Below are 24,958 nucleotides of genomic sequence, written 5' to 3'. Positions count from 1 at the left end.
ACCCCGGGAGCTCAGACGCCCTGCGACACGCTCGACATGTTGAAGTCGGGGATCCGCAGCGCGGGGGTGGCGGTGCGTGAGAAGTAGTCGTCGCCCCACTCACGGCTGAAGCTCGGCACGGTCGTCGAGGCGGCGCTGAACCGGTTGAGCAGGTCGATCGGGCTCTCGTTCCACCGGAAGTTGTTGGCCGCCCCGACGATCTCACCGTCCTCGACGACGTAGACGCCGTCGCGGGTGAGGCCGGTGAGCAGCATGGTCTGCGGGTCGACCTCGCGGATGTACCAGAGGCAGGTGAGCAGCAGTCCGCGCTGGGTGCCGGCGACCAGCTCGTCCAGCGTGCCCGCGCCGTCGGCGACCTCGAGCACGAGGTTGTCGATCATCGGCGTCACCGGCTGACCGGTCATCTGCGCCGAGTGCCTCGTCTGCAGCAGGCCGGTCAGGAGCCCGTCGCGGATCCAGTCGGTGCGTCCGAGGCGCAGACCGTTGTCGAAGACCGAGTCGGTGTTGTCGGACGCACCCGCAACCACGAAGGGCGCGCACTCCAACCCGGGGTACGTCGGGTCGGAGAACAGGCTCACGCCCGGCGCGGCGACCTTGTCGTGGATGCGCGTTCCGCCACCGCGGCGGCTGTAGACCGACTCGCCCTCGTGTGCCACCCGGGCTCCCGCACCCCAGTAGGCGTCGATCATCAGGTCGGCGACGGAGGAGGGCGGGAGGATCGTGTCGTAGCGGCCGGCCGGCAGGTCGACACGGCGCTCGGCCCACGCGAGCCGCTGGGCGACCTGTGACGCCATGGTGGCTGCGTCGACGTCGCGGAAGTCGCGGGTGGCGCCGCCGACCCACGCGCTCCGGGTGAGCGCTGTGTCCTTCGCCGTGCAGGCGTAGTGGCCGGTCGGCTGGGCGTGGCGCAGCCGCACACCGCGCGTCGAGCCGAGGTAGGTCGTGGTGACGTCGTGGTTGACGAAGCCGTAGAGCAGCCGGTCCTCCGCCGTGGCCTGCCGGAACGCCTCGCCCAGGGCGGGAGCGAAGGCGTCGTAGACCCCGATGTCGGTGGACACCGGCTCGGTCTCCCAGTCGGCCGACGTCTCGTCGGCGACCAGCTCGGCCGCGTCCTCGGCGGGTGAGCCGGCGCGTGCGGCCGCGTCGGCGGCCTCCACCAGGGCGGTGACCTGCTCGGTCGTCGCGGCGCTGCCCGACACCGACCCGGTGGCGATGCCACCCGGGACCGAGGCGAAGCTGACCACGGTCACCGAGACCTCGGTCATCACGCCGTTGGTGGTCAGCGTGTTGTTGGCCCAGCGCAGGTTGGCACTGGTGACCTCGCGGACGATGGCGATGCAGTCATCGGCCGTGGACGTGGCGAGGGCGTGCTCGACGAGCTGCTGCGGGGTGCTGGCCAAGGTCGTCATCAGTTGCCTGCCTCGTCGAGGGTGTTGAGGATGTTGACGCCGCGGAACAGCGCGGACGGGCAGCCGTGGCTGACCGCCGCGATCTGCCCGGGCTGGGCCTTGCCGCAGTTGAACGCGCCGCCGAGCACCCAGGTGTCGGGGCCGCCGACCGCCTCCATCGAGCCCCAGAAGTCCGTGGTGGTGGCCTGGTAGGCCACGTCGCGGAGCATGCCGTCCAGCTTGCCGTCGGTGATCTTGTAGAACCGCTGGCCGGTGAACTGGAAGTTGAACCGCTGCATGTCGATCGACCACGACTTGTCGCCGACGACGTAGATGCCGCGCTCGACCCGGGAGACGAGGTCGTCGGTGGACAGGTCGTCGGTGCCCGGCATCAGCGAGACGTTGGCCATCCGCTGGATCGGGATGTGGCCGGGGGAGTCGGCGTAGGCGCATCCGTTGGAGCGCCCGTCGTTGAGCTCCGGCTTCAGGTGCCCCATTGAGCGGTCGAGCTGGTAGCCGACGAGCACGCCGTCGCGGACGATGTCCCAGGCCTGCGTCTGCGCGCCCTCGTCGTCGTAGCCGACAGTCGACAGGCCGTGCTCCTGGGTGCGGTCGCCACGGACGTTCATCACCGCGGAGCCGTAGTGGAGGGTGTTGAGCTTGTCGTAGGTCGCGAACGACGTGCCGGCGTAGTTGGCCTCGTAGCCCAGGGCCCGGTCGAGCTCGGTGGCGTGACCGATCGACTCGTGGATGGTGAGCCAGAGGTTCGACGGGTGGACGACGAGGTCGTAGGTGCCGGCCTCCACGCTGGGTGCCGCGAGCTTCTCGGCCAGCAGCTCTGGGACCTCCGCGAGCTCGGCGTCCCAGTCCCAGTGCGCGCCGGAGAGGTACTCCCAGCCGCGCCCGACCGGCGGGGCGATAGAGGCCATCGAGTCGAAGACGCCCGTGTCGGGGTCCTCGCCGGTGGCCTCGAAGCCCGGCTGCAGGCGGACGCGCTGCTGGGTGGTGCGGGTGCCGGCCAGGTCGGCGTAGTACTTGTTCTCCTGCACCTGCTGGAGGAACGCCGTCGCGTGGGCGACCGCGGCACCGGCGCGCAGCCGCTCGGTCCAGTCGACCAGCAGGGCGGCCTTCTCCGGGGTCGGGACCTCGAGCGGGTTGACGTCGTAGCCGGAGACCCAGGTGACGTCGTCATGGACGGGCTCGGGCGCGAGCTCGACGGGGACGGTGGTCATCGCGGCGGCGACCTTGGCCACGGCGACGGCGGTCTCGGCCACCCGCCGTGCCTCGTCGTCGGTGAGCACGACACCCGAGGCGAAGCCCCACGCGCCACCGTGGACCACGCGGACCGCGAAGCCGAGGTCCTCGGCGTCGCTGGCGGTCTGCAGCACCCCGTCGCGCGCGCCGAGGTACTGGTAGCGGTTGCGTTCGAGGCGGAAGTCCGCGTGGCTCGCGCCGAGCTCCTGGGCTCGGGCCAGGGCCACGTCGCCGAGGCGACGGTGCGGCAGGTCGGTGAAGGTCGGGTCGAGCCCGGGCGCACTCATGCAGGAAACCTATCGAAGCCGTTCAGCGGGTGTGGAGGGAAGTCCGGCTGCCGTGTCGCCCGCGGTGCACGCGCAGCTGGGTCGGGATCCGGGTCTGCAGCTCGGGGACATGGCTGACGACGCCGACCACGCGGCCACCGTCGCGCAGGGTGTCGAGGGTGTCCATGACGTCCTCGAGGGTGTCGGCGTCGAGCGAGCCGAAGCCCTCGTCGACGAACAGGGTGTCGAGGTCGGCGCCGCCGGCCTCGTCGGTGATGACGTCGGCGAGCCCCAGCGCCAGCGCCAGCGACACGACGAACGTCTCGCCACCCGACAGCGTGGCCGGGTCACGGCTGTCGCCGGTCCAGTCGTCGCGCACCAGCAGGCTGAGCCCGCCGCGCCGTTCGCCGGCGCCGCGCTGCCCGGTGTGGACGAGGGAGTAGCGCTGGTCGCTCATCGAGGACAACCGGAGGTTGGCCGCGTCGACCACCTGCCCGAGCCGGTGCGCCAGGACGTAGGCGGACAGACGCATCTGCAGGCGGTTGTCGGGGTGCTTGCCCTCGACCATCCCGGCGAGGTCGGCGACCCGGTCGAGGTCGTCGCGCACCGGGAGCCAGGCAGCGAGCGCCGCAGCGACGTCGGCGCCGAGGCCGACGAGCCGTCGGTGGCGCTCGAGCAGGCTCGACTCGAGCGCGCGGCCAGCCGCGACGGACTCCCGCGCCCGGCGGAGGTCGAGGGTCAGCCGGTCGAGGTCGGGAGGAGCCGTGTCGGCGGCGCGACGGAGGTCGGCGTCGGCCAGCTGCTCGGCGACGCGCGCGACCTCGCGGTCGTGCTGCTCCAGGCGTCGCTGCAGCGCGGTGAGCTCGGTGGCCGGCAACCACGCGTCGGCCGCCTCGTCAGCCGTGGCGAAGCCGGCCTCGACGGCGGCTGCCAGGGCGGCGGCCTCGGCCTTCTCGGCGTCGCTCCGTGCCCGGACCAGGTGTGCCGCGGCGTCGAGGCACCGGGTGGCGCGGGCCTCGACCGACTGCAGCCGCGCCGTCAGGGCCTCGAGGTCGCCGATGTCGTCGTGCGCCGCGCCGTCGGGGAGCGCTGCCGCCACCTGCTCGCGGAGGGTCTCGATGCGGGACGCCAGGACCGCGGCGTCGGTGTCCTGCCGGGTCGCGACGGTGGTGAGCGAGTCGCGCTCGTGTGACAGCGACGCGAGCTCGTCGGTGAGGGCGGAGCAGCGCGCGGCCAGGGAGTCAGCGGCCGCTGCCTCCCGTGCGGCGTCCGCCAGCTCGGCGGTGAGCGCCTCGTGCGCGGCGCGGAGGTCGGCCAGGGACTGGCCGGCCTCGGCCAGCGCCGCCGCCCGCTGGGCTGCGAGGCCGCGCACCTGCTGGGCGTGGGCCTCGACGACCGCCTCGAGGTCGTCGACCGTGCGCCGTGCGTCGCGCTCGGCGGCCTCGTCGGGCGCACCCGGGGCGGGGACCGCCGGCGCCGGGTGCTCGGCGGACCCGCAGACCGGGCAGCACGCGCCCACGGCGAGCTTGAGGGCGATCTCGGCGGCCATCCCGTCGAGTCGCCGCTCTCGGATCTCGACGAGCGCCTCCCTGGCCCCGAGCCGGGTCTCGGTGGCCTCACGCCATGCCTGCTCGGCGGCGGCGAGCTCGACCTCGAGGCGCTCGGCCGTCGTCGCGGCCGAGATGCGGCTCTCGAGCGTCGCGCGCCCGGCGCCGAGCTCCGTCGAGCGGGCTCGGGCCGCCGTGGCCGACTCCAGCCGCGGTGCGAGGTCGGCCAGAGCGGTCGGGAGCTCCTGGGCGCGCGCGGCGAGCTGCTGCAGCGTGGAGCGGGTGCGGTCACGCGCCACGGCGAGCGCGCGGAGCTCGTCGTCGAGGTCGTCGGCCTGCCGCTGCAGCGGCCTGACCCGGGCGAGGTCGGTGAGCGTCGCGATGGCGGTCCGGAGGTGCTCTGCGACCCGGTGGTCGTCGAGGTCGTCCTCGTCCACCAGGGCGGCGAGCTCGGCGCGGGAACGACTGACCTGCTGCTCGGCCTCCTCGGCCGTGTCGCGGGCGGTCACGGCCACCTGGTGCAGGGGGCGTACGCCGAGGGCGCGCTGGGCCGCAGCAGCGCGGTGCGTGCGTGCGACGTGGGCGTCGTGCTCAGCGGCCAGCGCGGCGGCAGACCGCTCCGCAGCCGCGTGGGTGGCCTGGCGCGCGGCGAGCTCGGCGCCGGCCGAGGAGGCGTCGGCAGCGGACCCTTCGACGGACGCCGCCTCCTCGACGCGGACGGCCTGCACGGCCGCCGCGTCGGACGTCGTGGCAGCGAGCTCCTCCACCCATGCGGTGAGGACCGCGGGCTCCTGCGCCCAGTCGGGCGGAGCGGGCACGGCGCCGACCTCGCTGACCCGGCTCACCAGGTCGGCGACCGCGGCTTGGTGCGCCTCCGCGGAACGTCGCAGCTCCACCCGACGATCGCGGAGCCACCGCTCGACCCGGTCGAAGCGCTCGGTCTGGAAGACCTGCTGGAGGAGCACGTGCCGCTCCTCCGAGCGAGCCCGCAGGAAGGCCTGGAAGCGTCCCTGGGGCAGCAGCGCGACCTGGCAGAACTGGGGCAGCGTCATCCCGACGAGGCGGGTCACCATGTGGCCGGTCTCGTCGAGGCGCGTGCTGAGCGGGTGCCACTGGTCGGTGCCGTCGGCGGTCGGGCGACGCTCCGAGATGACGACCCGCGCCTGCTCGGTCGTCGTCCCGGTGCCGCGCTTCTTGGGCCGGGTCCAGGCCGGGGACCGGTCGATGCGGAAGCGCCGGCCGGACAGGGTGGCCTCGAGGACCACGCGCGGCGTCACGTCGTCGCCGGCGTGGTCGGACCGGAGCCGCTTGGCGGTCGCGCGGTCGCCCGGCACGTCGCCGTAGAGGGCGAAGCACACCGCGTCGAGCACGCTCGACTTGCCGGCGCCGGTCGGCCCGCTCAGGAGGAACAGGCCGGCGTCGGAGAGCGCGTCGAAGTCGATCCGCACCCGATCGGCGAAGGGTCCGAACCCGGTCACCTCGAGGTGGTGCAGCCTCATGCCTCACCCGCCCGCGACAGGGGGGACGCCGCCACGAGGGCGTCGAGGTCGGGGTCGTGGCAGCACGCGTCGACCGCCTCGAGCAGCAGCGCCGACTCGGACTCGGTCGCCGGCACTCCGCGGACCTGCGCGAGGAAGTCGAGCGCGATCCCGTGGTCGCTGCGTCCCGGCGCGGGCGGGGCAGGGAGGTGCGCCTCGACCGCGGGAGCGGGGAACTGGAGCACCAGGGTGTGCGGGAAGCGTCGGCGCAGCTGCTCCATCGCCCGGGCGGGTCGCGGCACGTCGGTCACGGTCGCCTGGACCCAGTCGTCCTCGCGGTCGGCCAGCGCGGGATCGACCAGCAGGTCGTCGAGCGTCCCGCTGATGCGCGAGAGCCGCCGGGGGACGGGGGCGTCGACCCAGTGGGCGCCGGTGAACCCGTCGGCACCGAGCTCGACCAGCCACGAGCCCTTGACCTGGTCGGCCTCGGAGAAGGAGTAGGCCAGCGGGGAGCCGGAGTAGCGCAGGCCGTCGGCGAGGACGTGCGGGCCGTGGAGGTGGCCCAGCGCGGTGTAGTCGATGCCGTCGAAGGTGCTGGTCGCGACCCGGGACACGCCACCCACGCTGATGTCGCGCTCGGACTCGCTGGGGCTCGCGCCCGCGACGAAGGCGTGCGCGAGGACCACCGAGCGCGTCGACGCCGGCCGCGCCGCGAGGTCGTGGCGCACGCGCACCATCGCCTCGCCGAGGGCCGCCTCGTGACTACGGTGGCTGAGCCCCCAGGGCTCGAGCAGGGCGGAGGGGTCGAGGTAGGGGAGGGCGTGGATCGCCACGTCGCCGTGCTCGTCGCCGAGGACGACCGGGGTGCCCACCGTGGCGGCATCGGTGCGCACGAAGACCCCTGCGGCGTCCATCAGGCGGGAGCCGAAGCCGAGCCGCCGGGCGCTGTCGTGGTTGCCGCTGCTCACCACGATCCGGGCGCGCGAGGCGGCCAGCCGGGCGAAGGTGTCGTCGGCGAGGGCGACGGCGTCGACGTGGGGGAGGGCCCGGTCGTAGACGTCGCCGGAGACGACCACGACGTCGACCCGCTCGACCTCCACCACCTCGAGGAGGTGGTCCACGAACGCCGCCTGGTGCTCGAGCAGTCCCTCACGGTGGAAGGACCTCCCCAGGTGCCAGTCGGAGGTGTGGAGGATGCGCACACGACGAACCTAGGCGGACGGACCGACAGCGCCGGGCCACCACGCCGCGGGGCTGCCGCCCTCAGCCGTAGTGGACCGTGCGACCCGCCGAGGTGAAGCCCCACAGCTCGATGCCCGCCTCGCGCGCCAGGCCGGCCGCGAGGGTGGTCGGCGCACCGACGGCGACGATCGAGCCGATGCCACTGGCGGCGGCCTTCTGGACCAGCTCGAAGCCGACGCGCCCGCTCAGCACCAGGCACGCGGCGGCAGGCGGGGCCCCCGCCAGCACGCGCGCACCGACGACCTTGTCGACGGCGTTGTGCCGGCCGACGTCCTCGCGCACCACGATCAGGGTGCCGTCGGCGTCGGCCAGGCCGGCCGCGTGGACGCCACCGGTCCGGTCGAAGAGGGACTGCTGCGCGCGCAGCGCGTCGGGCAGGCGGCGTACGACGTCCGGGCCGGGACGAGCCCCCAGCCAGGGAGCGGCCGTCCGCACGGCCAGCGCCTCGGCCACGCTGTCCTTGCCGCACACCCCGCACGCCGAGGACCCCGCCGATGCCGCGACGTGGCGGTGGGGCAGCTCGTCGCCACCGGTCAGCGAGACGGTGACGACGTTGAACTCCTGCTCCGGGGCCAGGTCGGCGTCGGTGCAGTAGGCGACCCGGGCGAGGGACTCGGGCGTCGCCAGTCCCTCGTTGACCAGCCAGCCCGCGGCGAGCTCGAAGTCGTGCCCTGGAGTGCGCATGGTCACCCAGGCACGCCGTGCCTCGAGGCCGCCGACGCGCACGCGGATCTCGAGCGGCTCCTCGGTCACCAGCCGGTCCTCGCGGGGGATCTCGGTGCCGTCGGCGTGCTCGACGACGCGGGTCCGCATCGACGGACCCGGCCGTCGTACTCGCTCGCTCGTCACCCCTCGACCCTAGCCCGGGGGCCACGTCGCTGGTGTCCGAGATCACCCCTTCGGGGATGCGGGACAGGACATTCTGCGGTCGTAGAATGTAAGAGCCGCAACGGAGCGGCTACTTCTTACACGACGACGTGTGAAGTTCCAGTGCTCATCACGTGAGGGTCCCCCCTCGAAAGGACAGATCTCCATGACCACGCAGCTGCACCTCGCCAACAGCCTCGTCCACGCACGGGCTCACTCGGCGGAGGACCGCGCCCTCCTGCGCGACGTGGAGATCGCCCGCAGTGAGGAGCGCCGCGCCCGTCGCGCCGCGCGTCGCACCAAGCGCTGACCCAGCGCCTTCCTCGTCCGACGTCCCCCACGTCGGACCCAGCCGCACGCCCGCCCCCACGCGCTGGGCGCGCGGCGCCGACACCCTGCCCGACCCCCCTCTGGCAGGGTGTCGGCCATGACCGAGCAGAGGCTGCCCGCAGGGGCCGAGACGCCGTCCGACACGCTCCGCAGCGTCGAGCTCACCCGGATCGGGCACGCCCGGTTCAAGGCGACCAACGCCCGGGGTGGGGAGACGTTCTTCGGCACCGGGGGAGAGGACCCCGACTTCACGCCGGTGGAGCTCCTCCTGGCTGCCATCGCCGGGTGCAGCGCCCTCGACGTCGAGGCGATCACCCACAAGCGCGTCTCGAGCACGACGTACGACGTGCACGCGGAGGGCCACAAGGTCCGCGACGAGCACGGCAACCACCTCGTCGACCTGCGCCTGAGCTTCGACATCCGGTTCCCCGAGGGCCCGGAGGGCGACGCGGCGCGCGAGCGGGTGCAGGGCGCGATGGAGATGTCGCGCGACCGCCTGTGCACCGTCGCCCGGACGGTGCAGCTCGGCGCGCCGGTCGCCTACGAGCAGCTCAGCTGATCGTCATCTTCTCGATGGTGACCGCCTTGTTGGGGGCACCGCCGCCGGCCGGGTGGGCGCCGTCGTTTCCCTCCTTGGCGATCGCGTCGATGACCTCCAGGCCCGCCTCGTCGATGGTGCCGAAGGTCGTGTAGCTCGGCGGGAACTGGGAGTCGCGGAAGACCAGGAAGAACTGCGAGCCGTTGGTGTCGGGCGCCCCGGTGTTGGCCATCGCGATGGTGCCGGCGGCGTAGGTCTCGTCGCCGTTGAGCTCGTCGGCCACCGTGTAGCCCGCACCGCCCGACCCGGTGCCCGTGGGGTCACCGCACTGCAGGATGCCGAAGCCCTCCTGGTCGCCGATGCGCGGGCACGGGGTGTCGTCGTAGAAGCCCTGCTCGGACAGCGACACGAACGAGTTGATCGTGCACGGTGCGTCGGCGCGGTCCATGGTCAGCGTGATGTCGCCGAAGTTGGTCGTCATGGTGGCCGTCACGGTGCCCTCTGCGGGCGCCTCGGCCGCCGGCGCGTCGACGTCGCGCGCCGGCTCCTGGCCGTCGGCGGGGTAGTCGCAGGTGGTCGTCTTGCCGCTGGCCTCGGTCGGTGACTCGCTCGGGGACTCGCTCGGCGACTCGCTCGTGGACTCCGAGGTCTGGGCGGACGGGTCCGTGGCGGTGTCCGGGTCACCGTCGCTCTCGTTGCCGCAGGCGGCGAGGGTGAGGACGGTCAGGCAGGCGGCCACCGTGGCCAGGCGCTTCAGCATGGCGCCGAGGATAGCCAGCGGCCGTTCACATCTCCTCGTGGGTGTCGGGGTCGCCGCCGAAGAGCCGGCCGTCGTCCTCGGCCAGCCCGGAGATCGCCGCGACCTCGTCGTCGGTGAGCTCGAAGCCGAAGACGTCGAGGTTCTGCGACTGGCGCTGCGGGTCGGCGGACTTGGGGATCGGGAGCGAGCCCAGCTGGACGTGCCAACGCAGGATGACCTGGCCGGGGGAGACGCCGTGCGCCCGGGCGGCCGACGTGACGGCGTCCTCGTCCAGCGGCGCTCGCCGCTTGCCCATCGGGCTCCAGGCCTCGGTCCGGATGCCGAGGCGCTCGTGCACCGCGCGCATGTGCTCCTGCGGGAAACGGGGGTGCAGCTCGACCTGGTTGACGGCCGGGACGACGCCGGTGTCGTCGATGATCCGGGTGAGGTGCTCCTCGGTGAAGTTGGAGACCCCGATCGAGCGGACCAGCCCGTCCTTCTGCAGCTGGACCAACGCCCGCCAGGCCTCGACGTAGCGGTCCTGGCTCGGGTTGGGCCAGTGGATCAGGTGCAGGTCGGTGCGCTCCAGGCCGAGGCGCTCGAGGGAGGAGCGCACGGACGCGATCGCGTCGTCGTAGGCGTGGTGCCGACCGGGGATCTTGCTGGCGACGAGCACCTCCTCGCGCGGGAGGCCCGAGCGGCGGACCGCCTCGCCGACCTCGGTCTCGTTCTCGTAGTTCACGGCCGTGTCGAGCAGGCGGTAGCCCGCCTCGAGCGCGCGCACCATCGAGGCGGTGCCGTCCTCGCCCCGGAGGGGATAGGTGCCGAAGCCGATCGCGGGGATCGAGGTGCCGTCGTTGAGCGTGTACGTCGGTGTGGTCGCCATGGCTCCCAACCTAGGACCGCCGGCAACCGTGGTCGTCAAGTGGCTTGACCATCGCCCACGGATCGCCGTACGGTGATGGTCAAGCCACTTGACCATCTAGGAGGAGCCATGTCGGTTCTCACCCTCGCCGGCGCCACGACCCACGAGCTCGAGGGGACCCGCTTCACCTCGCTCGCCACGCCCCGCCGCGGCACGTCCGAGACGGCTGTGTGGCAGGTGGAGATCGCCCCCGGCACGCCGTCCACGCCGCACTCGCTGACCCGGGAGGAGGTCTTCGTCGTCCTCGCGGGTCGTGCGCGCGTACGCATCGGCGACGCGGCAGCCGACCCGGCCGGCCCCGGGGACGCCATCGTCGTACCAGCGGGCGTGGAGCTCGAGCTGGCCAACGCTGGTGAGGAGCCGCTCCGGCTGCTGTGCTGCCTGCCCGTGGGTGGGCAGGCAGTGGTCGGCGGCACGACCTTCACGCCGCCGTGGGCCGAGTGAGCAAGCCGTCGGAGGCTCCGGCCACCTCCCCGGGTGACGTGTCGGGCGAGGAGCCGGGGGAGGGGATCGCGCTGGCGCGCCTGCTGGCGATGGGCTTCCGCCTGGCGATCACCGGACTGCACGAGCGGCTCGCCGAGCGGGGCTGGGACGACGTGCGCCCGCCCTACGGCTTCGTCCTGCTCGCCCTGCGCACCGGCCCGTCGACCGTCACCGACGTCGCAGCACTGATGGGGATGACGAAGCAGGCGGCGTCGCAGCTGGTCGACGCCATGGCGCAGTCCGGCTACCTCGTCCGGACCGTCGACGAGTCCGACCGCCGCCAGCGAGCGCTGTCGCTGTCGGCGAAGGGGAGGACCCTCCTCGGCGCGGTCGAGGAGATCTACGCCGAGATCGAGGCCGAGTGGGCCGACATGGCCGGTGGAGACGACCTGCGCACGACCCGGGACGCGCTCACGCGGATCGTGCTGACGGCCAACGACGGCGCCCTCCCCGCGGTGCGCCCGACCTGGTAGCGACCCGCCATCAGGGCGGCCATGGCGAGGGTCAGCAGCTCCATCCCGTCCGCGTGGGAGTTTCGTGCGTACCCTTGTGGTTACGTACGCCGTCAGGTACATTGAGGTCATGGACGCGGTACTGCAGGCACTGGGGGACGGGCACCGGCGCACCGTGCTGGAGATCCTGCGCGACCACCCTGCCACGGTCACCGAGCTGGCGGCCGCCCTGCCGATCGCACGACCGGGTGTGTCCCGGCACCTGCGGGTGCTGCGCGAGGCCGGGCTGGTCTCGGTCGAGCAGGACGCCCAGCGGCGCATCTACAGCCTCCGTCCGGAGGCGCTGGTCGAGGTGGACGAGTGGCTCGAGGGCTACCGCGCCCTCTGGCAGCACCGGCTCGACGCACTGCACACCGAGGTCGCGCGCGGCAGGCGCACGCGACGGACCGAGGAGGTCTCGTGAGGACACTGGGAACGCTGGGCCGGATCGACGGCACGAGGGGAGTGGTGCGCGTCGAGGACGTCTACGCCACCGGGATCGACGACCTCTGGGAGGCCTGCACCGACCCCGAGCGCCTGGTCCGGTGGATCGCTGACGTCTCCGGTGACCTCGCGACCGGGGGCGGCTTCACCGCCCGGTTCACCAGCGGCTGGGAGGGCTCCGGCCGGATCGACGTCTGCGAGCGCCCGCACCGCCTGCTCGTGACGACGTGGGAGGACGAGAGCCCCGACCGCGAGTCGACGATCGAGGCGACGCTGACCGCCGTCGAGGGCGGCACCCGCCTGGTCGTCGAGGAGCGCGGCGTGCCGGTCGACCAGCTGGCGGCGTACGGCGCCGGGTGGCAGGTGCACGCGGAGGACCTCGCCGCGCACGTCGCCGGACGCGAGCGCGACACCGACGAGGCGCGCTGGGTCGACATGGTCCCCGCGTACGCCGACCTGGTCCCGGCCGCGGGCGACCAGGGCGAGGCGTGAGGTCGGAGGCCGTCGCGGCCGGCATCGACTGCGCCGTGGTCCACCACGAGTTCACCGCGTCCCAGGACTTCTCGGGCGCGAGCCACCGCATCGGCACGCTTGCCGAGCTGAAGGAGATCGTGTTGTGAGAGCCGACCACTACGACGGGTTCGCCGAGGCCTACGCGCGCGAGAACGAGACCGGCCTGTTCAACGCGCACTACGCGCGCCCGGCGGTCCTCGACCTCGTGGGTGACGTCAGCGGGCGGCGCGTCCTCGACGCCGGCTGCGGCTCGGGACCCCTGGTGGCGGACCTGGCCGGGCGGGGCGCGCAGGTCACCGGCTTCGACGCGAGCCCGGCGATGGTGCGCATCGCGAAGGAGCGGCTCGGACCGGACGTGCCGCTGCTCGTCGCCGACCTCACCGCGCCGCTGCCGTTCGCCACGGGAGAGTTCGACGACGCCGTGGCGGCCCTGGTGCTGCACTACCTCGAGGACTGGTCCGGGCCGCTGGCCGAGCTGCGACGGGTGCTCCGGCCGGGCGGGCGGCTCGTCGTGGTGGTCAACCACCCGGTGATCCGTCCGGTCGTCTACCCGGACGAGGACTACTTCGCCGTCACGTCCTACACCGAGGACTACACCTTCGACGGCCACACGGCGCAGCTGACGTTCTTCCACCGGCCGCTGCACGCGATGACCGACGCGTTCGCCGCGGCGGGCTTCCGGATCTCGACCGTCAGCGAGCCGCCGTTCGATCCCGGCACCCCGCGCGAGCTGCTCCCGGACGGGATCGGGGACCGGACGTCGTTCCTGTGCTTCCTGTTCTTCGTCCTGGAAGCGGTCTGACGAGGGGAGCGGCGCCCGGGCCAGATCCTCCGCTATCTGACATAATGTCAGTTATCGGCGAACTTTGGACGGGTGGGGCTCTGCTCCTTCGGGGCCCGGAACACGGTGATCGCCACGTGGCGCACCATCGCCGTGAACGCCGCGACCCACGCGGTGAGCGCGACCCACAGCTCGACGCGACCGATCGCCGCGACCACGGGCAGGTCGTCGGCGCGCCCCAGGTAGATGCCGGCCACCGCGTACATGCCCAGCGGGAACACGATGCTCCAGAGCGTGGCGTCGTAGCGCAGCGGCACCCGGCGGCGGACGTGCCGCCACCAGCCGGCCGCCACCAGCACCGGGATCAGCCAGGTCGCGAACGCCCAGAACACCACTGCCAGCCCGGCGATGAGGTCACGCGTCACCCGCACCATCGGTGCGTCGGCCATCTCCACGATCCGTGCGCCGGCCAGCACCGTGATCGCGAGGGCCCCCATCGCCACCCAGTACGGCGGCGTCAGCTCCTCGGGCCCGAACTCGTAGAGCATCAACCGCAACGCCACGAGCACGCCGGCCGCGGCGTACAGGAACACGCCCACCGACCACGACACCACGGCGAGCACCGCGAGCTCGCGGCGCACGGATCCGTAGACGGGCTCGATGCTCGCAGCCGCAACCGCGACGGACTGGCTGGCGACCACCCAGATGAACCAGGTGCCGTTGGCCGTGGCCACCACCGGACGCTCCTGGCGGCCGAGCACCGCGGTCCACGGGACGACATAACCGAGCGCGAGCCATGCGATGCCCGAGACCACGAGGAGCGCCGCGGTCGCCGCGTACCACCCCTCCAGGCCCAACCGGACGCCGAGCACGTTGGTCCCGGCGACGAAGGTGAAGAAGCCGAAACCCCGCCGCGGGTCGACGAAGTCGACCACGACGGCGCTCCGGTACGCCAGGAAGCGCCACCCGGTGAGCGTGCCCAGGACGACGAAGGAGGCGACGCACACGCCGAGCAGCACCTCCGAGAGGACGTCGACCCCTTCCAGGTGTGTCCCGACGGAGAGGATGCCGGTGCCCATCACCAACGCGAAGTAGCCCGGGGTCAGCCCCTCGACGGCTCGCGCGAAGCGGGTCCGGAAATGCGTCACGTCCTGATCCCCTCGCGTCGGGCGGCCCGGCTGGCGAGCCGCTGGAGTGACATCTGGAGTGACATAATGTTCAGGCGAACTTGCCGTACTTCTTGTGCATCGCCTGCTTGCTGACGCCGAGCATCGTGCCGATCTCGGCCCAGCTGAAGCCGTGGATCCGGGCGCGCCGTACGGCGACCGCCTCGGCGGCAGCGAGCTCGTGCTTGGCCCGGGCGATGCGCATGAGCTCCTCGAGGGGGCTCTCCTCCCCCGGCTCCTCGGCGTCGACGGCAGTCCTCATGCGTCAACCATGATTGACGTCGGGCGAGAAGTCAACCTCTGTTGACGGACTGGTCCTTCGTCAGGTGCAGCAGCCACTGGGTGCCGTCGGTGTGGATCAGCGCGTAGCGGCGCGACCCGGACCGGCCGTGCAGCACGAGCACCAGCCGCCGCTCGTCGCGGTCCTCGGCCTCCCAGGTGCCGGTGTCGGCGATCGACTTGTGCTCGTCCTCGTAGTCGACGTGGTCGAGCTCGTGGTCGTCGACGGCGATCGCCAGCCGGTCGCGGCGTGAGTCGGTCGGCAGGCCCTTGGGCACCGCCCAGCTGCGCAGCACGCCGTCCTCCTCGAGACGCAGGTCGAAGTGCGGGCTCGGTCGTCGGTGGTCGTGCAGGACGAACCTTGCTGGCATGACGCCCTAGCCCTGGGGCCGCTCGTCGACGATCCGTCGCATCTTGCCGACCGACCGCTCGATCCCGAAGGGCTCGACGACCTCGACGCCGACGCTCACCCCGATGATGCGCTTGACGAGGGCGCCCACGTGCCGGCCCGCGGCCTCGCCGGCCTCGACGCCGACGTGCTCGCGGCGCTCGATGCGCACGGTGAGCGTGTCCATGTTGCCGGAGCGGCCGCGCACGCACTGGAAGTGCGGCGTCAGCTCCGGGACGCCGAGCACCAGCTCCTCGATCTGCGTCGGGAACAGGTTCACCCCTCGCAGGATGATCATGTCGTCGGTGCGGCCGGTGATCTTCTCGATCCGCCGCATCGGGCGCATCGTGCCGGGCAGGAGGCGGGTCAGGTCACGGGTCCGGTAGCGCAGGACCGGCATTGCCTCCTTGGTCAGGGACGTCAGCACCAGCTCGCCCTCCTCACCGTCGGGCAGCACCTCACCGGTCACCGGGTCGATGATCTCCGGGTAGAAGTGGTCCTCCCAGAGGTGCAGGCCGTCCTTGGTCTCGACGCACTCCTGGGCCACTCCCGGGCCGATGATCTCGGACAGGCCGTAGATGTCGACGGCGTGCATGTCGAGCCGCTCCTCGACCGCGGTGCGCATCTCGTTGGTCCAGGGCTCGGCGCCGAAGATGCCCACCCGCAGCGAGCTCGCCCGCGGGTCGAGGCCGTGGCGCTCCATCTCGTCAACGATGTTGAGCATGTAGGACGGGGTCACCATGATCACGTCGGGCCGGAAGTCGGCGATCAGCTGGACCTGCCGCTCGGTCATCCCGCCGGAGACCGGCACCACCGTGCACCCCAGCCTCTCCGCCCCCGCGTGGGCACCGAGGCCGCCGGTGAACAGGCCGTAGCCGTAGGCGTTGTGCAGGATGTCCCCCGGCCGCCCGCCGCCGGCGCGGATGCTGCGCGCGACGACGGTCGCCCAGACGTCGAGGTCGCCGCGCGTGTAGCCGACGACGGTCGGCTTGCCCGTCGTGCCGCTCGAGGCGTGCAGGCGTACGACGTCGGTGCGCGGCACCGCGAACATCCCGAACGGGTAGTTCTGCCGCAGCGTCTCCTTGGTCGTGAACGGGAGCCGCCCCAGGTCGGCCAGCTCGGTGACGTCGTCGGGGTGGACGCCTGCCTCGTCGAGCGCCGCGGTGTAGTGCGGCACGTGGTCGTAGGCGTGCCGCACGGTCCACTGCAGCCGCTCGAGCTGGACTGCGCGGAGCTCGTCGACGGACGCCCGCTCGATCGGCTCGAGCCCGTGGTCGGGTGGGACGGGTGCGGGCACGGCGGACCTCCTGCTGGCTTCTAGACCGATGCCCGGCGCACGAGCTCGGGCACGAAGACCACCCTGCGCGGCGCGCCGCGGCCGCCCTCGGCGATGGCCTCGATGAGCAGCCGCACCGCCTCGGTGACCATGGAGCCGATCGGGTTGTGCAGCGTGGTCAGGGGCGGCCGGGTGTGCTCGGCGACACCGAGGTCGTCGTAGCCCACGATCGAGACGTCGTCGGGCACGCGGATCCCCCGTGCCGCCAGCTCGCGCATCGCGCCCTGCGCCATCAGGTCGGACGCCGCGAAGATGCCGTCGATGTCGCCGGTGGCGTCGAGGAGCGACGCACAGGCCTCCGCGCCGCCCGCCTCGGTGAAGTCGCCGTAGGCCACCAGGTCGGTGTCGAGCCCGGCGTCGGCGAGCTCGTGGCGCCAGCCCTCCAACCGGTCGTGGCCCGCCCGCATGTCCCGCGGTCCGGCGATGGTCGCGATCCGGCGCCGGCCGGCGTCGAGCAGGACCCGCACCGCATGGCGCGCGGCCGCGGCGTTGTCGCTGTCGACGTAGGACACCCGCTCGGACCCGAGCCACGGACGACCGATGAACACGCAGGGCAGCGCGAGGTCCGACAGGTGCTCGGCGAGGCGGTCGTCGCGGTGGTGGGAGGCGACGATCGCGCCGTCGACGTAGCGACCCCGGAGGTACTTGAGCAGCCGTTCCTCCTCGTCGCCGGGCTCGGCGAGGAGCAGCACCAGCTGGAGGTCGTGCTCGCGCAGCGAGCGGGAGACCAGGTGCAGCATCCGCGCGAAGAACGGGTCGGAGAAGATCCGCTCGTCGGACTCCGGGAGGATCACCGCGACCGAGCCGGTGCGCCGGGTGACCAACGAGCGCGCGGTGCCGTTGGGGGTGTAGCCCAGCTGGCGTACGGCGTCGAGGACCGCGGTCTGCGCCTTCGCGCTGACCTTGGACCTGCCGTTGATCGCGCGCGACGCGGTCGCCTTGCTGACACCGGCCAGCCTGGCCACCTCGCCGAGCGTGGACGCGTGCTCGTTCATCGGGTTCACGCTACTACTGGGACCCGGTTCTGCAGGGCGACCTCGGCGAACCAGAGCGCGCTGTCCTTGGGCGTGCGCTCCTGCGTCTCGTAGTCGACGTGGACGATGCCGAAGCGGTGGGAGTAGCCGTAGCTCCACTCGAAGTTGTCCATCAACGACCACACGAAGTAGCCCCTGACGTCGACGCCCTGGTCCATCGCGTCCAGCATCGCGTGCAGGTGCTGCTCGATGAACTGCTGCCGCCCGCGGTCGTGGACGGCGCCGCCCTCGACGACGTCGTCGGCCATCGCACCGTTCTCGGTGATGTAGATCGGGGGTGCGCCGTAGTCCTCCGCGAGCCGGACGAGCAGGCGCCGGAAGGCGTCCGGGTCGATCTCCCAGTCGCGGTCGGTGGTGGGACGACCCGTCCGCGGGAACACGAAGCCGCCGCCCGGGTACGGCGAGGCGCGCCGGCGCGGCGAGTGCTCGATCCGGCTGCCGAGGAGCTCCCCCGGCCCTGCCTCGTAGGGCAACGCCGCCGGGAGGTCGCCGTGGTAGAAGTTCACCCCCAGGAAGTCGAGCGGCTGGCTGATGAGGTCCAGGTCCCCGTCCCGGACGACGTCCTGCCAGGGCCGGCCCTCGAAGAGCATGCCCGCCGTGTCCCCCGCCAGGTCGTCGGCGTACGCGCCACGGAACAGCGGGTCGAGGAACACCCGGTTGTGGAAGCCGTCCAGGCGCCGCGCCGCGTCCACGTCGGCCGCGCGGGTGGGGTCGAACGGGTCGGCCACCGTCGGGTTGAGCGTGATGCCGACCGCCTTCCCGTTGTCCGCGGTGCCTCCGCGGCGGCGGAACTCCTCGACGAACAGGCCGTGCCCGAGGAGCAGGTGGTGGGCGGCGACGACGCCCGCCACTCCCTCGCGGCGCCCCGGGGCGTGCCCGCCGCTGGTGTAGCCCATGAAGGCCGAGCACCAGGGCTCGTTGTGGGTCGTCCAGCTGTCGACCCGGTCGCCGAGCGCGTCGTGCACCGCCATCGCGTAGTCGAGGAACCGGTGGGCCGTGTCGCGGTTGGTCCAGCCGCCCGCGTCCTCGAGGGCCTGCGGCAGGTCCCAGTGGTAGAGCGTCAGGAACGGCGTGATGCCCGCGGCGAGCAGCTCGTCGGTGAGCCTGTCGTAGAAGTCGAGGCCGGCGGGGTTGACCCGCCCTCCGTCGGGGCACACCCGTGGCCACGCCGTGGAGAAGCGGTAGGACGCGAGGTTGAGCCGCTTCATGAGCGCGACGTCCTGCGGCATCCGCTCGTAGTGCTCGCACGCGACGTCGGCGTCGTCGCCGTGGAGGATCGCCCCCGGCACGCGGGCGAAGGTGTCCCAGATGGACGGCGTGCGCCCGTCGGCGTCGACGGCCCCCTCGATCTGGTAGGCGGCAGCGGCCGCCCCCCAGAGGAAGTCCGCGGGGAACTCTCGGGTCGTCATCCCTTGACGGCTCCTTGCATGATGCCGGCCACGAGCTGGCGGCCGGTCGCGATGAACAGGACGAGGAGCGGGATCGTGGCCAGCAGCGTCCCCGCCTGGAGCAGCGCGACGTCGGAGATCCCTCCGGCCGGCGCGATCTTGAGCTGGTCGAGCGCGGTCTGCAGCGTCTGCACGTCACTCCCCTGCAGGATCAGCAACGGCCACATGAACTCCGTCCACGTCTGCATGAACGTGAACAGCGCCAGGATCGCCATCGCGGGCCGCGCGGCGGGGACGGCGACCGTCCAGAAGGTGCGGATCTGGGAGCAGCCGTCCATCCGGGCGGCCTCGATCAGCTCGTCGGGGATCGCGTCGATGAGGTACTGGCGCATGAAGAACACGCCGAACGCGGTGACGAGGAACGGCAGCACCACCGCGGTGCGCGTCCCGGTGAGCCCGAGGTTGCTGAACTGCTTGAGCAGCGGCACGAACGCCAGCTGGGTGGGCACCGCCATCGTGGCGACGACGAAGCCCATCGCGACGTTGCTGCCGGGGAACCGCAGCTTGGCGAACGAGTAGCCGGCCAGCGTCGAGAAGAAGACGACGGAGGCGGCCGAGACGCCGGAGATCACCACCGAGTTGGCCAGCGCGGACCAGAAGTCGATCTGGTCGAGCACCCGACGCGCGTTGTCCAGGAAGTGTCCGCCGGGGTAGAGCGGCGGCGGGCTGTGGATGGCGCGCTCCTTGGTCACCGACCCGATGACGAAGGACCAGTAGAGCGGGAACGCCGAGCCCACCACGAACGCGGACAGCAGGCCGTAGACCAGGAACCCGGGACGCCGGCTCACCGCTCCCCCCTCCCCTGCAACCGCCGCGTGAGGAGGTAGTTGAGGGCAGCGATGCCCACGATGACCACGACGATGATCCAGGTCGCGGCCGCGGCCCGCGGGTAGGGGTCGGTGCCGCTGTTCGAGGCGTTGAAGACGTACATCGTCAGGGTCTGGTACTGGTAGTCGGCCCCGCCCTGGAACTGCAGGTTGGTGTCGAACAGGCGCGGCTCGGTGAAGATCTGCATCCCTCCGATGGTCGAGGTGATGATGACGAAGAGCATGGTCGGCCTGATCGAGGGCAGCGTGACGTGGAAGAACTGCTGCAGCGGACGGGCACCGTCGATCGCGGCGGCCTCGTAGAGCTGTCGAGGGATCGCCTGCAGCGCGGCGAGGATGATCAGGGTGTTGTAGCCGGTCCAGCGGTAGTTGACCATCGAGGCGATGGCCGTCCAGCTCGCCAGCCGGTCGGAGTGCCAGCTGATCCCCGGCAAGCCGATCGCGCGGAGGACCTCGTTGACCAGGCCGGACTGGTCGGCGAACAGGCTCCCGAAGATGAGGGCCGTGGCCGCCGGTGCGACCACGAAGGGAAGCAGCACGCTCATCCGCCACCAGGTGCGTCCGCGCAGGGGCGTGTCGAGCATAGCCGCGATGACGGTGGCGATGACCACCTGCGGCACCGAGGACAGCAGGAAGATGCCGACGGTGTTCCAGAACGCCTTGTGGAACACCGGGTCGGCGAGCACGTGCGCGTAGTTCGCGAACCCGACCCCCGGTCCGTGGGTGGGGCCGAAACGGGGCCACGAGAAGAAGGAGAGGTAGGCCGAGTAGACCATCGGGTAGACCCCGACGAGGCCGAACACCACGAAGAACGGGACGACGTAGAGGACCGGCGAGAAGCGGGTGTCCCACCGGGAGAGCTTCTGCCGCCACGTCAGCCGTGGGGGCGTCGTGCCAGCCGCGGTCCGGGTCTCCGGAGGACCGGGTGCGTGGACGGTGGTCATCGCGCGCCTCCTCTCGTCGGTGCGGGCTGGGTGACCCCGGCCGGGGAGGTGGTGCAGTCCTCCCCGGCGGGGGCGATGGGGATGATCACGGTCGAGTGATCAGGAGAGGCTCTCGACGGCCTGGGTGAACGTCGCCCAGGACTCGTCCGGCGAGGTGCCCTCGTCGACCCGCTGGATGGCGGTCTGGAAGAGGCCGAGGATGTCGGAGTACTTGTCCCCCTCGTAGGGGTGTCCGGGCTCCACCGCGGCCGCCCGGTCGGCGAGGATCACTGCCGTCGGCGCGTCGTTGAAGTAGGGGTCGGTGGCGTTGGCGTCGGCGAGCGCCTGCTGGGCCTCTATGTTGGCCGGGTAGTTGCCCGCAGCCTCGAAGGCGGCGAGCTCCTGGTCCTTGTCGGTCAGCCAGCTGGCCAGCTGCTTGGCCTCTTCCTGGTGCTCCGACATCGCCGGGACGGCGAGGTAGGAGCCGCCCCAGTTGCCGCCGCCTCCCGGGAAGGCGTTGACGATGTCCCAGCCCTCGACCTCGGGGGCGTTCGACTTGATGTTGGAGAACATCCACCCCGGGCACGGCATCGTGGCGAACCCGTCGTTGGTGAAGTTGGCGGTCCAGTCCTCCTTCCACTGCACGACGCGCGGCGAGAGCGTCGAGGAGTAGCGGGTGACGGTGTCCCAGACCTCCTCGAGCTCGGCGTTCTCCACGTCGACCGCGTTGTCGGCGGTCTGGAACGGGAACTCGGCCTGGTTCAGCATCGCCTGGGCGATCGAGCCGCTGGCGTCGTACCACTTGGTGTCCGGGAGCTCGGCGACGAGCTTCTCGCCGGCGGCGAAGTAGGAGTCCCAGGTCTCGAAGATCTTCTCGACCTCCTTGCGGTCGGACGGCAGGCCGGCCTTCTCGAACAGGTCGGCGCGGTAGCAGAACGCCTCCGGGCCCGCGTCGGTCGGATAGCCGATCTGCTTGCCGTCGGCGGTCTGGCCGGCGAGGTAGGCGTAGTCGACCCAGCGGTCCTCGAGCGACGGGTCGGAGATGTCGGCGAACTGGTCCGAGGCGCCGTCGGCGAGGAACTGCGGCATCGCGTCGCCCTCGACCGCGACGACGTCGGTGAGCCCGTGGCCGGCCTGCAGGTCCTGCGTGAGCGTCTGCTTCCACGGGTCCCAGTCGGCGATCTTGGTCATCTTCACCGTGAAGGGGCGGTCGGGGTCGGCGTTCCACTCCTCGATCAGCTTGTCGTAGCCGAAGTCGCTGAAGGTGGTGATCGTCAGGACGTCGTCCTGGCCGAGCTCGGCCTGGCCGGCGTTGGACTCGTCGTCGCCGCCACAGGCGGCTGTCATGGTGGCGACGAGGGCCAGGGCGGCGCCGAGCGCCGCTCCCCGTCGGATGGTGGGCTTGCGCATCGCTGAACGCTCCTGGGGTGGGCCGGTGAGTGGAATCGTTTCCACTCGCGCTTGACATGGAACTATGACCGCAGTCACAGCCGCTGTCAACGGCACGCTCCCCAGTCGCGCTCAGTCAGGTGAGCGGGCGGTGCAACCGTTTCCACCAAAGTGGGGGTGTGAACCCGTCAGCCGAGGCGTCGGACCTGGTAGGTGCCGGTGGTCGAGGCGACGACCTCACCCTGGGCGTCGGTCAGCACCGCCTCCAGCACGAACTCCCCCTTGCCCGTCGCCAGCGCGTCGGCGCGCACGCGGTCGACCTCCGGTGCAGGCAGCGACGCCGAGGCGCGTACGACGCCCAGCGCGGGACGCCGGAACCTGATCGTCGACTCCTTGACCAGCGGCACGAACCCGGCCAGCTCGCCCTCGAGGTCGAAGGTCGCCAGGGCCAGCAGCCCGCCGAGCATCTCGGCGACGCTGAACAGAGAGCCGGCGTAGGTGACCCCGAAGTGGTTCATGTTGGGCTCGGGCGGGAGCTCGGCGGCGGCGAAGCCCGCGCGGACCTCGACGACGCGGATGCCCATGGCCTCGAGGATCGGCACGGACCCGACGGCCTGGACTGCCTCCACTCTCAACGTATAGGCCATCAGGGGGCTTGCCGCAAGGCCCCGGGGGTGACTCACACTGCACGGCGTGACGCACCCCGGACAGCCGCTGGACACCGCCCCGTTCGCCCTTCCCGACTCCCTCGGCGCCAAGGCGGATCCGGGTCTCATCGACCAGGACCGTGCCCACTTCGACGCCATCGCGACCAGCCTGGAGCACGCCGTCGCCGAGATCGAGCGACTGCTCGCCGAGGCGAGGCAGACGACCGCACGCCACGGCACCGCCGCGCTCGAGCGCGACCAGGAGGTGCACCGCCTCACCGCGCGGCTGCGCGCGCTGCGGCGTTACGACCTCGACCTCTGCCTCGGCCGGATCGTCCACGACGACCGGGACGAACCGACCTACATCGGTCGCCTCGGGCTCGCCGACCCCGACGGCCGGCGGCTGCTGGTCGACTGGCGCTCCCCCGCCGCCGAGCCGTTCTTCGCGGCGACCCACGCCCGTCCGCACGGTCTCCTCAGCCGTCGCCGCTATCGCTGGAGCGGGGGCCGGATCGTGGACTACTGGGACGAGGCGTTCACCGCGGAGGGGCTGGCCCGCACGGCGGCACTGGACGACCAGTCGGCCTTCATCGCGACCCTCGGGGCCGGCCGTACGGCGCGGATGCGCGACGTGCTGGGCACCATCCAGGCCGACCAGGACGCGATCGTCCGCGCCGACAGCGCGGGCGCGCTCGTCGTCGACGGCGGTCCCGGCACGGGCAAGACGGTGGTCGCGCTGCACCGCACGGCGTACCTCCTCTACGCCGATCCGCGGCTCGGGCACCGCCGCGGCGGGGTGCTCTTCGTCGGCCCGCACCAGCCCTACCTCGCCTACGTCGGCGACGTGCTGCCCAGCCTCGGCGAGGAGGGCGTGCAGACGTGCACGCTCCACGACCTCGTGCCGGAGTCACCGAGCGCCGGCGCGGAGACCGACGAGCACGTCGCCGCGCTGAAGGCGGACCTGCGCATGGTCCGGGCGATCGAGCCCGCGGTGGCGCTCTACGAGGAGCCGCCCACCGAGGCACTCCTCGTCGAGACGCCCTGGGGCGACGCGCGACTGACGGTCGCCGAGTGGGCCGAGGCGTTCGGCTCGGCCGACCCCGGCACACCGCACAACCTCGCGCGCGACGACGTGTGGGACGAGGTGGTCACGATCCTGGTCGACAAGCTCGACAGCGCCGAGCTGTCCCCGGAGGACGCACGGTCGGTGCTGGAGCGGCACGGCGCGCTGCGCGAGGCCTTCGACCGCGCGTGGCCGCTCCTCGAGCACACTGACCTCGTCGGTGACCTCTGGACGGTCCCGGCCTACCTCCGCCACTGCGCGCCCTGGCTGGAGCCCGACGACGTGCAGGCCCTCCGGCGCACGGACCCCGAGGCGTGGACGTACGCCGACCTGCCCCTGCTGGACGCCGCGCGGCTGCGGCTCGGCGATCCCGAGGAGTCGCGCCGGCGGCGCCGGACGCGGGCGGCGGAGGCGCGGGAGCGGGCCCGGATGGGCGAGGTCATCGACGACCTGCGCACCACGGCGCGCGAGTCCGGGGCCGACGAGTTCGGCGACGGGCTCGTGTCGATGCTCGTGCACGACGACCTCCGGACGGCGCTCGTGGACGAGGGCGCGCTGCCCGGCGCCGACCCCGACCGGCTGGCCGGACCCTTCGCGCACGTCGTGGTCGACGAGGCGCAGGAGCTCACCGATGCCGAGTGGACCATGCTGCTGCGCCGCACCCCCTCCCGCAGCCTCACGATCGTGGGTGACCGGGCGCAGGCCCGGCACGGGTTCGCCGAGTCCTGGACCGAGCGCCTGGGGCGCATCGGGCTGGGCGACGCCCGGGTCGCGGCGCTGACCATCAACTACCGGACGCCGGCGGAGGTGATGGCCGAGGCCGAGCAGGTGATCCGCGCGGAGCTCCCCGAGGCCAACGTGCCCACCTCGGTCCGGGAGAGCGGGATCCCCGTCCTGCACTCCCCCGCGGCGGCGCGCGACGCGATCCTCGACGCCTGGCTCGCCGAGCACGCGGAGGGCACGGCGGTGGTGATCGGCGACCCGTCCTTCGCGGAGCGCCCGCGCGTGCGCTCGCTCACCCCCGAGCTTGCCAAGGGCCTGGAGTTCGACCTCGTCGTGCTCGTCGACCCCGATCGCTTCGGTGCCGGCGTCACGGGCGCGGTGGACCGCTACGTCGCGATGACCCGTGCGACCGAGCGGCTCGTGGTGCTCACCGGCTGAGGCTGCCGGGC

General features: G+C 72.3%; 26 protein-coding genes. 9 read left to right on the top strand and 17 right to left on the bottom strand.

The window, feature by feature from the left end; translation table 11 throughout:
- Positions 1–11: 11 nt before the first annotated feature.
- From ASC64_RS12270 to ASC64_RS12250, 5 genes are all read right to left on the bottom strand, one after another.
- Positions 12–1,409 carry a metallopeptidase TldD-related protein gene (locus ASC64_RS12270; protein WP_056907784.1) on the bottom strand — a complete coding sequence of 466 codons (1,398 nt, stop codon included), beginning with the start codon at positions 1,407–1,409 and terminating at the stop codon, positions 12–14.
- Positions 1,409–2,929 carry a TldD/PmbA family protein gene (locus tag ASC64_RS12265; protein WP_056907783.1) on the bottom strand — a complete coding sequence of 507 codons (1,521 nt, stop codon included), beginning with the start codon at positions 2,927–2,929 and terminating at the stop codon, positions 1,409–1,411. The genes ASC64_RS12270 and ASC64_RS12265 overlap by 1 nt, the downstream gene beginning before the upstream one ends.
- Positions 2,930–2,951: 22 nt before the next feature.
- Positions 2,952–5,954: an AAA family ATPase gene (locus ASC64_RS12260; RefSeq protein WP_056907782.1), complete on the bottom strand. Its 3,003-nt coding sequence runs from the start codon at positions 5,952–5,954 to the stop codon at positions 2,952–2,954.
- Positions 5,951–7,135, bottom strand: a complete 1,185-nt coding sequence (locus tag ASC64_RS12255; RefSeq protein WP_056907781.1) for an exonuclease SbcCD subunit D — start codon at positions 7,133–7,135, stop codon at positions 5,951–5,953. Before ASC64_RS12255 ends, ASC64_RS12260 begins: the two co-directional genes overlap by 4 nt.
- 61 nt (positions 7,136–7,196) lie before the next feature.
- A complete protein-coding gene (locus ASC64_RS12250) occupies positions 7,197–8,024 on the bottom strand; it encodes a formate dehydrogenase accessory sulfurtransferase FdhD (RefSeq protein WP_235563711.1) in 828 nt (275 codons plus the stop codon).
- A 184-nt stretch (positions 8,025–8,208) separates the two neighbouring features.
- Between ASC64_RS12250 and ASC64_RS22065 the strand changes: the two genes are divergently transcribed.
- Complete coding sequence (locus ASC64_RS22065; protein WP_156385155.1) at positions 8,209–8,352, top strand: hypothetical protein; 144 nt, start codon at positions 8,209–8,211, stop codon at positions 8,350–8,352.
- Between the two features lie 117 nt (positions 8,353–8,469).
- Entirely contained in the window at positions 8,470–8,931 is a 462-nt protein-coding gene (locus tag ASC64_RS12245; protein ID WP_056907779.1) for an OsmC family protein, read from the top strand.
- On the opposite strand, the gene ASC64_RS12240 is transcribed toward ASC64_RS12245, so the two are convergent.
- The gene (locus ASC64_RS12240) at positions 8,924–9,670 is read right to left on the bottom strand and encodes a peptidylprolyl isomerase (RefSeq protein ID WP_056907778.1); all 747 of its coding nucleotides are present in this window, start codon (positions 9,668–9,670) and stop codon (positions 8,924–8,926) included. The two genes, ASC64_RS12245 and ASC64_RS12240, sit on opposite strands and share 8 nt — an antisense overlap.
- Before the next feature lie 25 nt (positions 9,671–9,695).
- The gene (locus ASC64_RS12235) at positions 9,696–10,535 is read right to left on the bottom strand and encodes an aldo/keto reductase (protein ID WP_056907777.1); all 840 of its coding nucleotides are present in this window, start codon (positions 10,533–10,535) and stop codon (positions 9,696–9,698) included.
- 108 nt (positions 10,536–10,643) lie between these two features.
- On the opposite strand from ASC64_RS12235, the gene ASC64_RS12230 reads away from it, so the two are divergent.
- The 6 genes from ASC64_RS12230 to ASC64_RS12210 all read left to right on the top strand — a co-directional run bounded on the left by ASC64_RS12230 (position 10,644) and on the right by ASC64_RS12210 (position 13,307).
- The gene (locus tag ASC64_RS12230) at positions 10,644–11,018 is read left to right on the top strand and encodes a cupin domain-containing protein (RefSeq protein ID WP_056907776.1); all 375 of its coding nucleotides are present in this window, start codon (positions 10,644–10,646) and stop codon (positions 11,016–11,018) included.
- Positions 11,015–11,530, top strand: coding sequence for a MarR family winged helix-turn-helix transcriptional regulator (locus ASC64_RS12225; protein WP_056907775.1), 516 nt, complete (start codon positions 11,015–11,017; stop codon positions 11,528–11,530). The genes ASC64_RS12230 and ASC64_RS12225 overlap by 4 nt, the downstream gene beginning before the upstream one ends.
- Before the next feature lie 109 nt (positions 11,531–11,639).
- The gene (locus ASC64_RS12220) at positions 11,640–11,972 is read left to right on the top strand and encodes an ArsR/SmtB family transcription factor (protein WP_056907774.1); all 333 of its coding nucleotides are present in this window, start codon (positions 11,640–11,642) and stop codon (positions 11,970–11,972) included.
- Complete coding sequence (locus ASC64_RS12215; RefSeq protein WP_056907773.1) at positions 11,969–12,484, top strand: SRPBCC domain-containing protein; 516 nt, start codon at positions 11,969–11,971, stop codon at positions 12,482–12,484. Before ASC64_RS12220 ends, ASC64_RS12215 begins: the two co-directional genes overlap by 4 nt.
- Entirely contained in the window at positions 12,481–12,612 is a 132-nt protein-coding gene (locus ASC64_RS23015; RefSeq protein ID WP_268788238.1) for a hypothetical protein, read from the top strand. Before ASC64_RS12215 ends, ASC64_RS23015 begins: the two co-directional genes overlap by 4 nt.
- Positions 12,609–13,307: a class I SAM-dependent methyltransferase gene (locus ASC64_RS12210; protein WP_056907772.1), complete on the top strand. Its 699-nt coding sequence runs from the start codon at positions 12,609–12,611 to the stop codon at positions 13,305–13,307. Before ASC64_RS23015 ends, ASC64_RS12210 begins: the two co-directional genes overlap by 4 nt.
- A gap of 47 nt (positions 13,308–13,354) precedes the next feature.
- On the opposite strand, the gene ASC64_RS12205 is transcribed toward ASC64_RS12210, so the two are convergent.
- From ASC64_RS12205 to ASC64_RS12160, 10 genes are all read right to left on the bottom strand, one after another.
- Positions 13,355–14,434: a tellurite resistance/C4-dicarboxylate transporter family protein gene (locus ASC64_RS12205; protein ID WP_056907771.1), complete on the bottom strand. Its 1,080-nt coding sequence runs from the start codon at positions 14,432–14,434 to the stop codon at positions 13,355–13,357.
- 70 nt (positions 14,435–14,504) lie between these two features.
- Positions 14,505–14,714 (bottom strand): hypothetical protein, encoded by a 210-nt coding sequence (locus ASC64_RS12200; RefSeq protein WP_056907770.1) that lies wholly within the window; start codon positions 14,712–14,714, stop codon positions 14,505–14,507.
- Between the two features lie 31 nt (positions 14,715–14,745).
- Entirely contained in the window at positions 14,746–15,102 is a 357-nt protein-coding gene (locus ASC64_RS12195; protein ID WP_056907769.1) for a DNA polymerase ligase N-terminal domain-containing protein, read from the bottom strand.
- 6 nt (positions 15,103–15,108) lie between these two features.
- Entirely contained in the window at positions 15,109–16,416 is a 1,308-nt protein-coding gene (gene paaK / locus ASC64_RS12190; protein ID WP_056907768.1) for a phenylacetate--CoA ligase PaaK, read from the bottom strand.
- Between the two features lie 20 nt (positions 16,417–16,436).
- Positions 16,437–17,450: a LacI family DNA-binding transcriptional regulator gene (locus ASC64_RS12185; RefSeq protein ID WP_056907926.1), complete on the bottom strand. Its 1,014-nt coding sequence runs from the start codon at positions 17,448–17,450 to the stop codon at positions 16,437–16,439.
- A 5-nt stretch (positions 17,451–17,455) separates the two neighbouring features.
- Positions 17,456–18,898: a glycoside hydrolase family 1 protein gene (locus ASC64_RS12180; RefSeq protein WP_056907767.1), complete on the bottom strand. Its 1,443-nt coding sequence runs from the start codon at positions 18,896–18,898 to the stop codon at positions 17,456–17,458.
- Positions 18,895–19,725 (bottom strand): carbohydrate ABC transporter permease, encoded by an 831-nt coding sequence (locus tag ASC64_RS12175; RefSeq protein WP_156385154.1) that lies wholly within the window; start codon positions 19,723–19,725, stop codon positions 18,895–18,897. The genes ASC64_RS12180 and ASC64_RS12175 overlap by 4 nt, the downstream gene beginning before the upstream one ends.
- Complete coding sequence (locus ASC64_RS12170; RefSeq protein WP_056907766.1) at positions 19,722–20,708, bottom strand: carbohydrate ABC transporter permease; 987 nt, start codon at positions 20,706–20,708, stop codon at positions 19,722–19,724. The genes ASC64_RS12175 and ASC64_RS12170 overlap by 4 nt, the downstream gene beginning before the upstream one ends.
- A gap of 99 nt (positions 20,709–20,807) precedes the next feature.
- Positions 20,808–22,097: an ABC transporter substrate-binding protein gene (locus ASC64_RS12165; RefSeq protein ID WP_056907765.1), complete on the bottom strand. Its 1,290-nt coding sequence runs from the start codon at positions 22,095–22,097 to the stop codon at positions 20,808–20,810.
- 167 nt (positions 22,098–22,264) lie between these two features.
- Complete coding sequence (locus ASC64_RS12160) at positions 22,265–22,705, bottom strand: PaaI family thioesterase (protein ID WP_200937687.1); 441 nt, start codon at positions 22,703–22,705, stop codon at positions 22,265–22,267.
- Positions 22,706–22,769: 64 nt separating this feature from the next.
- Here ASC64_RS12160 and helR point away from each other — a divergent pair, with 64 nt between their 5' ends.
- Positions 22,770–24,947 carry an RNA polymerase recycling motor ATPase HelR gene (gene helR, locus ASC64_RS12155; RefSeq protein WP_056907763.1) on the top strand — a complete coding sequence of 726 codons (2,178 nt, stop codon included), beginning with the start codon at positions 22,770–22,772 and terminating at the stop codon, positions 24,945–24,947.
- Positions 24,948–24,958 lie beyond the last annotated feature (11 nt).

The sequence above is a fragment of the Nocardioides sp. Root122 genome (assembly GCF_001425025.1).
In the GTDB taxonomy this organism is placed as follows: Bacteria; Actinomycetota; Actinomycetes; order Propionibacteriales; family Nocardioidaceae; genus Nocardioides.
Note: the sequence above shows the minus strand (reverse complement) of the source record. Positions and strands in the feature narration are given on the sequence as shown.

Bases quoted from the DNA above. Each gene is read 5' to 3' on its own strand.
- ASC64_RS12270 (WP_056907784.1), bottom strand. From the start codon at position 1,409: ATGACGACCTTGGCCAGCACCCCGCAGCAGCTCGTCGAGCACGCCCTC.
- ASC64_RS12265 (WP_056907783.1), bottom strand. From the start codon at position 2,929: ATGAGTGCGCCCGGGCTCGACCCGACCTTCACCGACCTGCCGCACCGT.
- ASC64_RS12260 (WP_056907782.1), bottom strand. From the start codon at position 5,954: ATGAGGCTGCACCACCTCGAGGTGACCGGGTTCGGACCCTTCGCCGAT.
- ASC64_RS22065 (WP_156385155.1), top strand. From the start codon at position 8,209: ATGACCACGCAGCTGCACCTCGCCAACAGCCTCGTCCACGCACGGGCT.
- ASC64_RS12245 (WP_056907779.1), top strand. From the start codon at position 8,470: ATGACCGAGCAGAGGCTGCCCGCAGGGGCCGAGACGCCGTCCGACACG.
- ASC64_RS12240 (WP_056907778.1), bottom strand. From the start codon at position 9,670: ATGCTGAAGCGCCTGGCCACGGTGGCCGCCTGCCTGACCGTCCTCACC.
- ASC64_RS12235 (WP_056907777.1), bottom strand. From the start codon at position 10,535: ATGGCGACCACACCGACGTACACGCTCAACGACGGCACCTCGATCCCC.
- ASC64_RS12230 (WP_056907776.1), top strand. From the start codon at position 10,644: ATGTCGGTTCTCACCCTCGCCGGCGCCACGACCCACGAGCTCGAGGGG.
- ASC64_RS12220 (WP_056907774.1), top strand. From the start codon at position 11,640: ATGGACGCGGTACTGCAGGCACTGGGGGACGGGCACCGGCGCACCGTG.
- ASC64_RS12200 (WP_056907770.1), bottom strand. From the start codon at position 14,714: ATGAGGACTGCCGTCGACGCCGAGGAGCCGGGGGAGGAGAGCCCCCTC.
- ASC64_RS12195 (WP_056907769.1), bottom strand. From the start codon at position 15,102: ATGCCAGCAAGGTTCGTCCTGCACGACCACCGACGACCGAGCCCGCAC.
- ASC64_RS12185 (WP_056907926.1), bottom strand. From the start codon at position 17,450: ATGAACGAGCACGCGTCCACGCTCGGCGAGGTGGCCAGGCTGGCCGGT.
- ASC64_RS12180 (WP_056907767.1), bottom strand. From the start codon at position 18,898: ATGACGACCCGAGAGTTCCCCGCGGACTTCCTCTGGGGGGCGGCCGCT.
- ASC64_RS12170 (WP_056907766.1), bottom strand. From the start codon at position 20,708: ATGACCACCGTCCACGCACCCGGTCCTCCGGAGACCCGGACCGCGGCT.
- ASC64_RS12165 (WP_056907765.1), bottom strand. From the start codon at position 22,097: ATGCGCAAGCCCACCATCCGACGGGGAGCGGCGCTCGGCGCCGCCCTG.